Raw genomic sequence first — 14,836 nt, 5'->3', positions numbered from 1 at the left:
CCTTTTTATTAAAATAAAATAAAATAAAAAGCCGCCCAGAGGCAGCTTATTTTTTATTAATATTAGAGTTATTCCATGAGCGCAGTGTCAGAAACAGCAGCAGCATAAGCATAAGCCTTTATATATAAGTCCCCGAATTCCGAATCTAATTCCCCACCCGTTTCTTTAGAAATCTTTAACATTTGATATAGACTTTGTATCATGGTATGTGTTTTATCATAATCTTCCACAGCCCTTGAAAGTCTCTCCTCATTTATAGTCATCTTATTATCTTTAATAATACTCTTTATTGATGCAATGGTAGTAATTATTTCTTTTCTGTCCCTTTCATATATTTTAATTTCATTTCTAATCTTATTATCTAAATAAGCGGCGTAAGCATCCTTACCAGAGGATATATCATATTGAATCCTTCCGATCATTACAAATTCATCTACATGTGAAAAACTACGAAATTTCGAGTATAACATTCTTAATTCCTTATCTGTTTTTGCCCTTTTAGTATTTTCCTTTTCATAATTTAATTGAGCTTCATATTCTGTTTTTAGATCATTTCCAATCTCTTGTGCAGTTAAGGGAATGAAGTTATAAGTCGATTTACTTTTCTTAACCTTAGCACCTGTAAGTCCTGCAACAGAAGTAATGGGAATATAAGTTGTAGATCCATAGGTTAAAGTTTGAGTCTTCTGCTTCTTATTATTCAGCTTGATGGTATACTTGCCTATCGTCACTGTTACCTTCTTTTTTACTGGTGCTGCTTGAACTGGATTTGAAAAGTTAAAGGTAAAAGCTATAACTACAGCAAACATGGTTACTAAAGACAGTATTTTTTTATTCATGGAAAAACATTCCTCCTATCATAATAGTAACAATATACCATTTAATGGATTGGAGATAAATATATATAAACCTCTCAAATTCAGCTTATTTTGTATTTCCTATACGATTTGTAAATACTTCATAAAGACCAGTTCCTCCAAGACCAGCAAATGCTCCGGCCCATAACCTCAGTGTGATATCCATATCTGTGAATGGAAATGCTACGGATCCTATCCCTAATCCTGCCACCAAACTAACAAGAGGTAATGCATTGTTAGGCAATTTAACTGTCCCTTTAATGACTTGTACAAACGCTGTAACTATAGGTGCTAAAATAGTTGTAAAGATTAATACTTGCTGCATGACTTCGTTTTCCACATTCATTCCTCCTTATGGTAAAAAAGCTTGTACAATTAAATAAAGAAGGCCACTACCACCAAATACAGCGACAGTAACCTTCCCCATGATCTCCCACTTCTGTTTTCTTGTTTCAATGTTGGACTGTTGCTCTTGTGCATCCTTGCCAATCACATGATCAAGCAATTTGTTTGTAATCACTTTATTCTCGTTGACTAGGTCCCTAGTCGATTCATTCCCCTTCATTACCGTGAGTTCTAAACTGCTTTGTCCTGACTGCAATTTAGCAAGATCCGTTTTAAGTAGAGATACATCTTGCTGAAACTTTTCATCATTTTGTTTCAACTGCAAAAGCTGTTCACGGTGACTCTCGAGCTCTTGATCTACTGCTTTAAATTTTTCATCATGTTCCTGAACCTTACTTTCCAATCCCATCCCCTCCAATTCCCTCATTCCCCCTTTTAACTTTTCTCTCTATTCGTCCAATATAAAAAGCCGACCAAAATGGCCGGCTTCATCTGCGCTATTCAAACAAATTTTAAAAGTACGATTAGCCAACTGCAATTGACTAACCGCACAACATGGAAAAAAAGAAAACAATTAAGATTGTTTTCTATATTAGAATACATAATTTGTCGATTGTTGTCGATTGTTTTCCCTATTCCAATACTTAATTCTGTCAGTTCATCTTTTTGTTTGTTTACTGCACATCATCTTCCGGATGTGTAATTTTAAAAAACGTGAAACCTTTTCATTTTCATACATCCTCCCATTGTATAATTAGATAAAAAATACAAAGGGGGATTTTTTATTAATGTTTAATTATAATGAATACAAAATTACCAGAGTAAGAAAACGTGATCTTTCCACAGAAGAAGTTAATTTCGCGAATAAATACCCAATAATTACAAAAGGCGAAGAAACTTCACCATATTATTTACTAGAAATCAATAACTTTGAACCAATCAAAGTAATAAATGATTTAGATGCACCCTTAGAAAAAGCGAGACTAGAAGGTTGCAAAATCTTAAATGAAAAATTCAATTACCCATTGGATAAACCATTCAAAAGCATTTGTTATACAAATTATGATAGAGAGAATAATCCCCAACCATCGTATTTCATAATCGAACGAAGATAGTAAAAGAGAGGGTTTTTTACGCCCTCTTTTTAGCAAAATATAAAAGCCAACACTGTGTACGCTTTATCTTCCGTATGTGACACAAAAAGCCAACAGATTTCCTGTCGACTTTACTTTTCTATTAAACTATAAGATAGTTACTTCGTGATAGCTCCTCCTGCCAATCCAACCATTTGAATAGCTTCGCCTATGCTTGTTACATCAGTTTCATTACCTTCATAATAAGCATCAAGTGATTTTATAAAATAATCTTCATTAACATTAATTGTATACCCTTGATTTTGTAGTTGTAGTAAGTGTTGAGAAACCATACTAGATTTTTGATTTAAAGATAAGCTACCCCATCCATTTTCTGTATTTTGGGTAGGGGTTTGAGTTGATTGATCACTAGTAGAATCTTTAAGAGCATAATTTTCACTATTTCTATATTCATCTTCATGTAATAACTCACCGGTGCTGAGAATGACATATTTTTCATTCCCTATAGTTCCAAATATTACGTTGCTTAGATCTCCATTATTATCAATTTCGTATTCTTTTGCTTCTTCATTATTTAAACTTATATTATAATTATCATCTTTATTAAAGGTAAGAATCAACGACTCATGTTTTATTCTTTCCTCATTAGCTTCATAATCCATTAAGATCTGATTTCCTATTGGTCCTCCATAATAATCATCTCCCTGGTAGTCGAATATCTTTTGGGTGGGCTCTTTAAGTAATCTATATTGTTCTGAAGGTTTCAACTGTAGATAAGAAGCTTTCATAGGTATAACAATGTTATACATAAAAACCGTCTTTTCCTCACTAATAATTGTATCGTAACGTTCGAATTTAATATCCCCTTCAATAAAGTCGGAAATTTCCGACTCTGATATAATTGTATTCAACTTCTCTTGTATTTTATTAACACCCGATTTTATTTTTTCCTCGTCACTCTCACATCCACTTAGTACTAATAACATCACAAAACAGAAAGATAGTAATTTCTTCATTAAGAACGCTCCTTAAGTAATCTAACATTGGCAAAACACCCACTTATTTTCCTAGTAAGTCCGATTTACCGATAACTATATACCTACCATTTGTAAATTCATGCCTATTACTACTATCGGGTAAATTTAAAAAACTTAAAGGGAAATATTTCTATGTTAGCAAGATAAGAAACGTAATGCTTAAAAATAAGAAAGGAATCCGGCCAAAAAAGAAATTTTATATATTAAGCAAATTTCTACGTTGATTTCTCAAGAAATTGACCACATTAATTCTTCTTCAACAGTTCTGATTCGTTAGTTGAAGTAGAATAAATTTTTAATACATAATATCTTCCTACTCTGCAGCTTTAGGTTGATAATCTCCAGCTAAGAACTCTACGCCACTATCTTTCAAATTTTCATAAACACCTGGTTTCAAAGTAGAAGGTACTTCATTAAATTCCGTTTTCCCTAAAATTACGCGTTGAGCAAAAAATAATGCCATCATAATATCATCTCCTATAAGTTTTATTGTAAGTTGTATTAAAAAAACGGATAATCACTGATAAATCATCATCGCCATATCCGCGATAAGATCCTCATGAAAATCCGTCCGTTCACTAATTGCTTGGTTTCGTGCTTTTAATAGAGTGTTTTCTGCTTTCAATTCCTCAATTTGTTCCGTCAAAGGTGGCCCGAATACCTGCGGCGCTTCCGGTTCGCCCGGTACAGGGTAAGAAAACTCCAATTCCTTTGTTGTGGGATTGACACGATAATTTCCCCCACACTCTGCGAAGTCCTGCAAATACGCTCCGTATGGAAGTTCTAGGACATCGAATGTGTTACGGTTGCGTTCGGATAGTGCTGTAAAACTTTGGATTTCTCTGTCTATAGGGACCGAATGGCTATCAATTTTCTGTCCTGTATCTACTATTACACTCCCATTAAGATTATCGAAATAAATCCTTCTTCCAATTTCTTTCATTGATTTCACTCCTTAATATTGAATAGCTTTAAATTCGTAGGCTGTACTAGAATATGGGACTTTTATCTTGAATCCATTATCTAAAACGTAAGAGGTTTCCTCATTAAGGAGACCAAGTTGATTTGGACTTCCTGCCCATGTCTGTACAACACTGAATCCATTAATAGCTTTATAGGATGGGTTAAGTAGTGTATAGAAGGTTTTGTAGTCAAACAAGACTCCTAAATTGTAATAGCTAGTCCCGTTATATGCGGTAAAGATTACTATACTTGGTTTAAAAGAAAGTGAAACGGTTAAATCATACTGGGCTGAAGATGTTGCTGTACCACTTGCGATTCGTTTCGGTGCTAAGTTTCCGTTAACTCCGAAAATACTTTTCCCACTTAATATATTGTCTGCAATTAAATTAAGGTCGCCTAGTACTTTTCCGTCATTTATATCACCACCGAAATATCCTTTCGGAATAACAATATCAGAGGTTCTTGGCGTAATAATTGTTGCACTTCCTACTTTATTAGGTATCGTCCCGACTATATCTCCTGCATCTGTACTTGCTGTTTTACCAGAGAGAAGGTCAGATGCAATGGCAGTACCAGAAGCCCCTTCACCCTGTAAGATAAAAGCCGTTCCGTCATAAGCCAGCGTATAGACACTTCCTGCTTTGAGGGTTCCTACAACTACTGCATTTCCATTTTGTTTCTTAATGGCTTTTGCTCCAAGACCATTCACATTAATAGTGGATGCTCCTGTATTAGCCACGTTAATTTTAAGGCGTAAAGAAACACCCTCTTTATATGTGGAGAGTGCTGGCGTAAGTGTGGCGATATAAGAGTTAGCTGTTCCAGTTGCAACAGCAAATCCGGTGTGTGTCGTATAATCCGCCTGATGTGCAGCAAGGTCATTCTCTATTTGAGTGATTTTACTTAGTAGATTGCCAGCTACATCACCAGATAAAATATCCTGTATCGATGTAAACCAGGAATTAAATTCATATGTCTTTGCTGCAGTCCAGGTTGTATAATCCGATTCTTGTACACTTTTCCAACTATTAAATTCAGATTGCTTTGTTAAGGAAAATTCAATAAACCATGTCTTGTACTGATTGAAAATGGTAGTGGTATCTACCTGATCAACCACGCCATGTACGATACCGCACAAGGCTGTATTTAACCGCGTATCGGTAATATTAGCTTGGGATATACTAATAGCTCCATTCGAGATTAAAACATCAGCAAGCCCTAATTCATAAGCATCGGCATCCCTTTGTAATAATGGAGCTGTTGGACTTGATGTAGCTGTCCCTTTCTTGACGACTGGAGTAATCTGTCGGGAAGAAAAATCTAATCGCAACACAATGCGGTCAATCCGTTTAAGTACGCCATCAGCCACACCTAAACTTAATAAATAATCAGCATCATTATTGACGTAATAGCCTTTTATCCACGCTTTTCCTGCCCGAATGCTCACGGTCATATTTCCGTTTGCAATCACCTGCATGCCTGTGGAGGGATTAGGAAATACCCCGTTTGCTATAAAACTCGCAAAATACTCGGCAAAAAAATCAGCTTTGTATCTTCGGTCTCCATTCACACTATTAAAAAAACCACTTGTAATAGCCATCATTTCACCGCCCTTTTCAATTTATCTAGTAATGTAGGAATATTAGAGCCGAAATCGACCTGTAAGGAGGTCCCAGTTTGTGTAGTGGATTCAATGGCCGAAACAATCCTGGTATGCATGATAAGCGATAGATCATCGTTCTTGATGCTCACTTTATCTCCCATAAAATAATCCACGCCATATACTTCATTCGAATATAAATCTATATCACTCTCAAAAGTGACAACCTTAGGATATTCCGTCAACTTGCTTTTTCCACGCTCATTTAAAAGGTCCTTGTATTCTACAGGTGTCAATGTGATATCCACATCATTTTCACTTTGATAAGTGCTTTGTAAGTCCCTGGCATCGACGAACATTTCTATCCGATCAAAGCCACTAACTTGATCGTTTACAGTAAGATAGGCCCTATCATTCCCCTCGCCCTCTCCGGCCACAATAGCAACGTTTTTATAATCGCTTTCGCTCTCTGTGTAATTCTGTTTAAGGACATTTTCACGGTCTTTGGAAAAAATAACATGAGGATTTACATGTTGTTCAGCGCTTCGGTCGGTCCCTTGCCATACATCAAAAATGAATCTCTTGTTATATACATCTAGCAGGACATCCCAGGACAAATCGTGCTTATTGCAGACCGTATACAGAAATTCATCCAAAAGGACATTACTGTCCGTCTCGGTCGCTGTTATATTGATCCCGTGATTCGTGGATATCGTTAGACCCGGTATAATCCGATTGGGATTAGCTGGAGTAACGGCATTTACTGCAACAAATGATTTTAAGACATTCTCAATATTTCCTGTGAAGCTCTGTTGACCAATGATTAACCGGCGCCGTAACATGATATTTAACGATGGAGCAATGATTTCTAACTGACTGGACTGTTCATCTAAATATTCTCGGGTGAGGATGAGATATCCATGCTGTAAATCGTCTGTCTTGGCTAGTATCCGGCCTTTTTGAAGCAAATCAATATTGTCCTTGCTGCCATCGATTGTCATAGTCAGTTGTCCCATTTTGGTATAATATCTTTCGACTTTCACACTCTCAAAATCGTCAATAATACCAAGTCTGTTGAAATTCAAATCAAATACATAGAGTTCCATATCATACCCCCAGGAGCCGTGGCGTAAAGGTCATAGAGACTTCTAAATTATCTAAACCAGTTACAGCATCATAACGAAAAAGGTTGTCTCCTAAATCAAGCTGCAGGAATGTGCTCGATAGATCCAAAAGGTTGAAAATGTTAGTATCCTCCCCATTACGAATTAACGTTACTCGCTTTCGGCGCTTATAAGTGGATATTTCAATAATATCCCCGGCCTTCATTTCCGTATTGATTTTCAAGGATTCATAGCTGTTTACATTCACAAGTGATGGACTCTTTAAGGTCCCTAAAGCCTTGAAACGAATCATCATTCCAGTGCTTTCCTGTCCCTCATTTAAGACATTGACTATTAAAGATGGAGATCTATAGCCCATTTCTATCCCTTCCTCTGGAATCTCTAAGGGAAATTCAAAGGCACCAATCCAAAGGGCAATATCCACTTTAATCTCATTCTTTGTATAAAAATATGGATCGTTGGAAGAAAACTGCAATAGTCCCTTTTGCCATGAATGATTGCTATTGTCAAAACCATTTGGAAAAGACGGTGCTCCTTCCAAGTTCGCATGAAGGTAATACTGTTCGCCTGCTTTTGTTTCAATGTCCAATCGAAAAGGATTGGCTTTAGGATTAAAAACTTTGTATGCTTCATTACGTTTTTCTTCAATCCACCAGGATTCCGTGATTGTTTTGTATATTAAAAAAGGAACTTCAAAGTCCTTATTGTTTAAAACGGTATTTTGATAGGTAGATCCGTCCGATGTACTCTCCGTATGATTCACTGTGGCGGACAAACCACTCAATTCAAAATCATCAGTGAGACGGAAGCTTTGGCCGAAGGTGATGAAATCCCCCCGGCTGTTGGTTATAGTAAGATTCTTGATTAACACGGCATCACACTCCAAACTCAAAGGCCATCCGTCTCTGAGCCCTTTCGATTTTTCTTACAATGTCTGTAGAATCAACAGTATTGATTTGAAACGTATTATGCATGGTTTTAGAATGATCATAACTGTTCGTTCTTTGAGTATTGCCGGATGTCTGTAGCATTTTACCTGCACTACTAGCCATGCTACCGTACACATCATTCATGGCCCTATCTAGTTGTCTAGAAGACTCCTGAATCCCTTGAATAAGTCCTTCATTGATATTCACGCCGAATCCTTTAAAAACACGTGAAGGACTATGGATATCAAGGGCCATTTGGAATGTATCTTTCACAATACTAGCCAGCTCTTGTGCAGCAGAAACCAAGGCGCTCTTTTTACTATTCAGACCATCGATTAAACCAGCCACTGCAAACTCACCAATTCCAGGCATTTCTTTCGCTTCATTTTTAACCTGTAGTTTAGCGTTTACCATAGCTTTGCGCCATTCTTCTTGGTAGCCTAATAGCTTAGTAGCCGTGTCTTTCTTTAATTCTTCAATTTTGATGCCTGTTTCTATCTTCATGCCTTCAAGTTCTTTCGTAGCTTGTTCTTTCGCTAGACGGTTCTTTTCTTGCCATAAGGCTACATACTGCTGTAGTTGTTCATCCGTTAAGGTATTTAATGCGGCGATTTCCGCCCCAGCTTTAGGACCCATTTCTTGTAGTTCTGCGAGCAATCCCTCATTAATGCCTTTGGAAGCCAATTCTGAAATATTTCTCTGCCAATCTTCAAAAGCTGTGACTTGCGATTGTAAATTATTTAAAAGGGTATCACCAGATACGTCTTTAGCTGCTATCTCATCAAAAATGCCCGCGAATGAATACAACGACTTAGCGCGATCATCGAGAGCCTTTTTATATTCATCATTCAATTTATTTTCTTCATCGATTAATTGTTGATTAAGAGTTTGGACTTTTGAAAGATAGTCCTCATTAATCTGATCAATTTGTTTTTGAATCTCCTGTTTGACGCGATAAATTTCTTTTTCGTAATAAATGCGTTCTTCAGAACCCTTTTTATGTTCTTTTAGGTATTGCTGGTAGGCTGCAAGTTCTTCTGACAAAGATAGTTTATTGTAGTATTTCTTATCTTCAATGTAATCCTTCTCTTTATCGAATTGCTCTTTATTTAGCGTATCAAGGGCTTTATTGTATTTAATCTGAGCCTGTGTCTTTTCTTCTGTCCCTTTTTTGAATTTCTTAACAGCTTCTTTCCAAAATTCAACTTCCTGCTCAGTGGTCATGGACTCTAAACCTTTACGTTTATCCACGTACTCTTCTAAAGCCTTTAACTTACCAGCGTTTAATCCCTTTTCAATCTCTGTAATTTCTTTCTTTGAACTAGTAGCAATCTTAGCGCGATCATTCGCTGATTTTTCTTGAATCGTTTTTATTTTTTGCTCTTCATTCTGAGCAACCTTCGCCCGAGCCTCTTTGGCATCCTCATGAATGCTAATGATTTTCCGTTCTTCGGCTGCGGTCAGTTTTCGTTTCTTGTCTTTCGCTTTGGCAATGATTTCATTAATCTTGTCTTCTTCGTTCTTGTTGATTTTCTTGATTTCCTCTTTATCCTTCTTAACTAAATCACTGATGGACTTATTTGCTTGCTTAAGAATTAAAGCCCTCTCTTTTTGAGCATTACTTTGAATCTTGCTGATTTCTTTTTCTGCGGTATTTGTGACTGATGTAATCACAGAATTAAGTTTTTTTAGCTCAGATTGTGTAATGGCAATCTTAGAAGAAAAATCAGGAACTGCTGCTTTAGCTAAATTAACAGCAGATTTAGCAACAGCACTTTTAGAAGAATCTATTCCCTCTGCTAAACCATCGCCAACGTGTACACCTATCGCTTTCATAACACGTGATGGCGAATGAATATCGAGAATATCTTTAGCCCACGCTGGAATTAGACTAGCTAATTCTGAAATCTTGGATTTAACCTTTCCGAACATACTACTAATTCCTGACACCAATCCAGAAACAATGTTTTTACCTACACTGGTAAGGCTGATTCCATCTAAAAAAGATTTAGCAGTATTCCATCCTGTTTCAATGGCGGATTTGACTTTTCCCATGGCCGAAGAAACCACTGATTTTAGGGAATTAAAAATGTTGGATACTACAGTTTTAATGGAATTTACTGTATTTGTGACAATCGACTTTGCTGAGTTCCACCCTGCTAGTAGGGCAGATTTCGTTGAATTTGTTGCTGATACTACTGCGTTTTTCATAGATGAAAATATTGAGGAAGCACTAGAATGCAAAGACGTAAAAATTGAAACTACATTTGATTTTAGAGATGAAAAAATTGACGATGCAGTGGACTTCAGTCCTGACCACAAATTAGTTAAGATAGACTTCAAAGATGTAAAAACTGAAGTCACGTTCGACTTGAGATTTGTAAAGATTGAAACTACATTTGATTTTAGAGATGAAAAAATTGTTGATGCTGTACTTTTTAGTCCCGACCATAAAGACTTCAAGAAAGAAACCAATTGATTCCACAAATTTGTAAGACTAGATTTCAAAGATGAGAATATCGAAAAAACATTAGACTTCAAAGATGTAAAAGTGTTTGATGCTGTAGAAGTCAAGGATGACCATAATTTACTTAAAAAAGAAGAAATGATATTCCAAATGGAAAGTGTCTGTGCTTTTATACTAGAAAAGTTTTTAACAATTAGTGTCACTAGCATGCCCACTGGTCCTGAAAGGATGGAAAGTATAAGAGGTCCCCAATCTCGAAAAAAATCAGTCACACTACTCCAAATTGATACTATTTTTGTACGCCCTTCGGTTAGAAGATTAGATATAGTATTAGTTATTGAACTCCAAATTTCCGAAGCAAATGCGCTAATCTCATCCCAGTTTTTATATATGGCTACACCTGCAGCAATTAACAAACCTATTGCGGCGATAATAGCAACAATCGGTAATGATATAGCACCTATAGAGACGCCTAAAGCTCCTGCTGCTGTGGCAATTGCTGTGAATACGGGTGCTAGGGCTATTATGATTCCCATTAATATCCCTATTCCAGAAACGACTGCTGCTATTGTGGCTGCTAATGTCGGATTGTTTTGTACCCATTCAGCTATTTTTGCTATCACCTCAGCTATAACAGTAAGAATAGGTTGTAAAGAATCTTTTAATGCTGTGAAAGCCTGCCTCATTGTAACGGTAGGATCAGAATCTAGTTTTTCAGTTTTTTGATTAACATCATCAATGCCTTTTCCTAAATCAACAGTTTTCCCTTCGGCATTTATGATGGTATCAACAATCTTCATGCCTTGGTCTTCCCACATGGTACCAAACATTTTTGTTCCTAATGCATTACGGGTGGTAGAATCTTCTACACCAGCTAAAGCTTTAGTGGCTTCAAGCATGGCTTTTTGTCCACCTTCGCCACCTTCAGCTATAGCCTGTCCCCAACCAACGAACTGATCAGCAGAAATATCAGTTTGCGAAATAATTCCTTGTAGTTCTTTCGACAATCCTGAACCAAAGTCAGCCATTTGAACTCGGCCTTCTTTAACTCCGTCTAAAAGGTTATCGATATTCCAACTTTTAGTATCCACGCCGGCCAACATGATTGATTGGACTTCTTTTGCTGAAAAACCAGCCTGAATCATCTGATCCCCATATTCAGCAATAATATCAAGTTGTTCTGGTGGGAAACCAGCATCCAATAAAGTATTTACAAGCCCTAGTGCTTCTTCATTTGTTATACCGAGTGTAGCTCCAATTTCATTTGCTTCTTGAATTAATTCAGTGAAGTCTATTCCAGAAAAAGATTTGGTTATAGTTCCGGCCATTGTGACCACTGCAGCGTTTGATTCATCTGTAGCATCTTTATTCAAGGCCCATTGTCGACGGACGCCTTCTAAAGCTGCCTCTCCATCTACACCATAAGATGTGACAGTGCGAATGGCATCTTTAACCGTTTGTTTTGATTCTTCCGGGACATTAAAGGCTATATCGATATCGGTATTCAGGCTAGAAGTATCTAATGCTGCTGATATAGCACCTGCTATTCCACCACCAGCAGCAAGACCAGCAACTACACCTTTAAGATCATCACCAAAGCCGTTTACCTTATCACCAGCTTGGTCGGCTTCCTTGGCAACTTCACTTAAATCTTTCTTCACAGAATTTAAAGAGGCCCCATCATCCACAGATGACAGAGCCTTCTTCATTTTATCTATATCGGTGCTTGACCCTAATGCTGCTTGACCAATCTTACTAATAGCATCATCAAGTTGTTTGGAGGAAGCCGTTCCGTTTTTAATAGCATTGACCAGACCTGAACCTAACGCATTGGCGTATTGATCAACGCTCGTGCCGGTAGCATCAAACAGCGTGTTTAATTGCCTGGTTGAACTTTCGATACGACCTTGTTCAGCCTGTAATCCTGCAAACTTATTCTTTAATCCATTTAGAGATCCTTCTGTTGCGGCCAACTCACGATTAAAAGCCCTGTATTGTTCTCCGTTTATTTTACCTGATGCAAATTGAGCATCAACTTGTGATTGTGCATCTTTCAATTTCTTTAACTTATCAGTAGTGGTCGCGACCTGGTCTGCTAGAAGCTTTTGTTTTTGAGAAACTAATTCTGCGTTTCCCGGATTAAACTTAAGAAGATTATCGACCTGTTTCAATTCTTTTTGCAATTCGATAGATTGGCTATTAACGCCTTTTAACGCCTTTTGGAGTCCTGTTGTTTCGCCACCTATTTCTATAGTAATCCCTTTGATACTTCCGGCCATTTCTTCACCTCACATTAAAACGAATCAAAATCTTTCTGATTTGCTTTTCTTGATTTTGATTGTTGTTTTTTAGGGTTGTTTAAATCGGCATATTCATCGATATAATCTAGGCACATACCGATTGTCATATCATCCAAATCTTCTTTGGAAAGACCGCATTTACGACATAAAACCAGGAATGTATCAATGGAGAAATCCCCATCGTTCGTTCCTGGTTCACTTGAATCATCTATTTTTTTTTAGTTTTTAAAGTGGCTGTAATCAGCTCTTGTAACTCTGGAATAATCTCCATGATAGGAAACTCATCAAAACTATCAAGCCAAGTTAATTGATCCCCAATTTTGTTGTCTGCTGTTTTAGCATATACCCAAGCAATGTTATAGAAGAAAGTAAAATCCAATCCTTCCAGGTCTTCAGGTTTAAAATCCTTATCATCAATTTTTGTAAGTTTATCTAATGAACTTAACTTAGCTACATCCGCAAAAAAATCTTTTCCGAATTGAGCTTTATATCGTATAGCAGAACCACCAGTACTTTTAAAACGAATATCCTTGCCATCAATTACAATTGTCTTTTCCATTTATCATTCTCCTCCTTATACTGTAGGTACTGGTTCAAATACTTTTGTATACCAAGCGTTGTAAACTGCCTCTGTCGTAGCTGCAGCCGTTTTTCTTTTTACAACACCATCAGCACGAGGTGGAGCAATAAAGGAAACTTCTGTTGTATTTGGCTCTGTACTATCCTCTTTTGAAGAAGAGCTCATTCCTGGACGAGAGACAGCAACATTGTAAAGAACATGCCTTGTCGCCTTTACATCGCCATCGAATTCAAATAGCAAGGCAATCGATTTGATTTTTGCATTAGAGTTCTCTGTAAGGACCCCCTCTTCTAACTTTTCACCTAACACATCGATACGGAATGACTCTGGCAATTCAGCAAAAGTAAAACTACCTTCGTAACCTTGATTTGAGTTGGAAGAGTAGTAGACTGTATCATCTGCATAAAATTCTGTAAGCTCCCCTTTAGGATCAGTTGTCATTTCTTTTGCTCCGGGAATCCTTACAGGCTTTTCGTATGTTACTGTCCCATCTGCTGCCTCAGTGATTAGTGCATAATGAGCATTCTTTAAACCAAACGTAACTTTATTTTCTGTAACGGCCATACAAAATCATCCTCTTTTCTATATTTTAATTTCGTATATTTTTTGAAATAATTGTTCACTTTCAATAAATGTTTCTGTTGTTTGATAAGGAATCTTGTTACTTTTAAAAACAGATCTGATATTTTCTTCTGCATTAAGATCCTTCTTAGAGGTATAAAGTTCAACTTGAACATTATCTATTTCTTGGTAGACTTCATCATCAGCTATAAAGTTGGAAGAATAGGCTACTAGATAACAGAGATAAGGCGTTTTAGGTAATGGATTTGTTTCGGTCGCTGTGAAATGCGAATAAGCCACAGGATACCCTGTAGCTTCGAGAATCTTCTTCAATTCAACCAGTGTCATGGCTTTATAGCCTTTTCAACTAGATCAGTAAATTGAGCAATTGCCTTTTCTTCCACAGGACGAATATGAGCCCTTGCAGGAACACGGCCGCCACCTGCTTTGACATGGCCGAATTCAAGTAAATGGGTTAGTTGTCCATCTGTTTTATTTCTGATGACTGTCTTACCGTCTACCGTTGTCTTTCCCCACCCAGAAGCATAACTACCCGTTTTCAATGGGCTTTTCTGTTTTAACTCTTCTACAGCTTCCCTGGTCACCTTGTTCTCTGCCTTCTTAATCTTTTTCTCTACATCTTTTGTATAAGTCTGTAGTTGTTTGGAAATTTCAGAAGCAAGATCAATACTAGCCACCGGCCTTCACCTCACAATAAAGCTCGATTTTTTCATCGGACCTCTCATATATTCGATAGATGGAGTAGACCTTGTCTTTATATTTCAGTTTCTGCTCATTTACATAGTCAAATATGGATACAACAAGCACTTGTGCTGCCTTTATACCCGATTGACCTGCAGAAAAAAATTCTGATTGCGCAATAGGCTTTTTCTCGCAAAAAACACGTTTTGTAAATGCCTCTATTTCTTCCACTTGATCAAGTTCATCTTTCACAGTTGTGATGATAGGAAAAAACATA

15 protein-coding genes and 1 pseudogene are annotated in these 14,836 nt (G+C 37.1%); 1 reads left to right on the top strand and 15 read right to left on the bottom strand.

The window, feature by feature from the left end; translation table 11 throughout:
* Window positions 1-68: 68 nt before the first annotated feature.
* The 3 genes from ACIQXU_RS16500 to ACIQXU_RS16490 all read right to left on the bottom strand — a co-directional run bounded on the left by ACIQXU_RS16500 (window position 69) and on the right by ACIQXU_RS16490 (window position 1,629).
* Window positions 69-839, bottom strand: coding sequence for a stalk domain-containing protein (locus ACIQXU_RS16500; RefSeq protein WP_402990964.1), 771 nt, complete (start codon window positions 837-839; stop codon window positions 69-71).
* Between the two features lie 85 nt (window positions 840-924).
* A complete protein-coding gene (locus ACIQXU_RS16495; protein ID WP_402990962.1) occupies window positions 925-1,197 on the bottom strand; it encodes a holin in 273 nt (90 codons plus the stop codon).
* Between the two features lie 12 nt (window positions 1,198-1,209).
* A complete protein-coding gene (locus tag ACIQXU_RS16490) occupies window positions 1,210-1,629 on the bottom strand; it encodes a hypothetical protein (RefSeq protein ID WP_402990959.1) in 420 nt (139 codons plus the stop codon).
* 361 nt (window positions 1,630-1,990) lie between these two features.
* On the opposite strand from ACIQXU_RS16490, the gene ACIQXU_RS16485 reads away from it, so the two are divergent.
* The gene (locus tag ACIQXU_RS16485) at window positions 1,991-2,317 is read left to right on the top strand and encodes a hypothetical protein (protein WP_402990956.1); all 327 of its coding nucleotides are present in this window, start codon (window positions 1,991-1,993) and stop codon (window positions 2,315-2,317) included.
* 137 nt (window positions 2,318-2,454) lie between these two features.
* Here the strand turns inward: ACIQXU_RS16485 and ACIQXU_RS16480 are convergent, their stop codons facing one another.
* The 12 genes and pseudogenes from ACIQXU_RS16480 to ACIQXU_RS16425 all read right to left on the bottom strand — a co-directional run bounded on the left by ACIQXU_RS16480 (window position 2,455) and on the right by ACIQXU_RS16425 (window position 14,835).
* Window positions 2,455-3,312, bottom strand: coding sequence for a hypothetical protein (locus ACIQXU_RS16480; protein WP_402990953.1), 858 nt, complete (start codon window positions 3,310-3,312; stop codon window positions 2,455-2,457).
* Between the two features lie 334 nt (window positions 3,313-3,646).
* On the bottom strand, window positions 3,647-3,799 hold the full coding sequence (locus ACIQXU_RS16475; protein WP_402990950.1) for a hypothetical protein: 153 nt from the start codon (window positions 3,797-3,799) through the stop codon (window positions 3,647-3,649).
* 51 nt (window positions 3,800-3,850) lie between these two features.
* Complete coding sequence (locus ACIQXU_RS16470) at window positions 3,851-4,276, bottom strand: hypothetical protein (RefSeq protein ID WP_402990948.1); 426 nt, start codon at window positions 4,274-4,276, stop codon at window positions 3,851-3,853.
* A 12-nt stretch (window positions 4,277-4,288) separates the two neighbouring features.
* Window positions 4,289-5,896 carry a hypothetical protein gene (locus tag ACIQXU_RS16465; RefSeq protein WP_402990945.1) on the bottom strand — a complete coding sequence of 536 codons (1,608 nt, stop codon included), beginning with the start codon at window positions 5,894-5,896 and terminating at the stop codon, window positions 4,289-4,291.
* Entirely contained in the window at window positions 5,896-7,002 is a 1,107-nt protein-coding gene (locus tag ACIQXU_RS16460; protein ID WP_402990942.1) for a siphovirus ReqiPepy6 Gp37-like family protein, read from the bottom strand. Before ACIQXU_RS16460 ends, ACIQXU_RS16465 begins: the two co-directional genes overlap by 1 nt.
* 1 nt (window position 7,003) lies before the next feature.
* On the bottom strand, window positions 7,004-7,891 hold the full coding sequence (locus ACIQXU_RS16455; RefSeq protein WP_402990939.1) for a phage tail family protein: 888 nt from the start codon (window positions 7,889-7,891) through the stop codon (window positions 7,004-7,006).
* A gap of 3,637 nt (window positions 7,892-11,528) precedes the next feature.
* Window positions 11,529-12,695, bottom strand: a pseudogene (locus ACIQXU_RS20965) (phage tail tape measure protein); the annotation flags it as partial.
* Window positions 12,696-12,924: 229 nt separating this feature from the next.
* The gene (locus ACIQXU_RS16445; protein ID WP_402990932.1) at window positions 12,925-13,275 is read right to left on the bottom strand and encodes a hypothetical protein; all 351 of its coding nucleotides are present in this window, start codon (window positions 13,273-13,275) and stop codon (window positions 12,925-12,927) included.
* A gap of 15 nt (window positions 13,276-13,290) precedes the next feature.
* A complete protein-coding gene (locus tag ACIQXU_RS16440; protein ID WP_402990927.1) occupies window positions 13,291-13,860 on the bottom strand; it encodes a major tail protein in 570 nt (189 codons plus the stop codon).
* 18 nt (window positions 13,861-13,878) lie between these two features.
* Complete coding sequence (locus ACIQXU_RS16435; protein WP_402990924.1) at window positions 13,879-14,205, bottom strand: hypothetical protein; 327 nt, start codon at window positions 14,203-14,205, stop codon at window positions 13,879-13,881.
* On the bottom strand, window positions 14,202-14,555 hold the full coding sequence (locus ACIQXU_RS16430) for an HK97 gp10 family phage protein (protein ID WP_402990921.1): 354 nt from the start codon (window positions 14,553-14,555) through the stop codon (window positions 14,202-14,204). The genes ACIQXU_RS16435 and ACIQXU_RS16430 overlap by 4 nt, the downstream gene beginning before the upstream one ends.
* Window positions 14,548-14,835, bottom strand: a complete 288-nt coding sequence (locus ACIQXU_RS16425; protein ID WP_402991086.1) for a phage head closure protein — start codon at window positions 14,833-14,835, stop codon at window positions 14,548-14,550. Before ACIQXU_RS16425 ends, ACIQXU_RS16430 begins: the two co-directional genes overlap by 8 nt.
* Window position 14,836: the final 1 nt, after the last annotated feature.

It is taken from the genome of Peribacillus sp. NPDC097284 (assembly GCF_044761765.1).
In the GTDB taxonomy this organism is placed as follows: Bacteria; Bacillota; Bacilli; order Bacillales; family DSM-1321; genus Peribacillus.
Note: the sequence above shows the minus strand (reverse complement) of the source record. Positions and strands in the feature narration are given on the sequence as shown.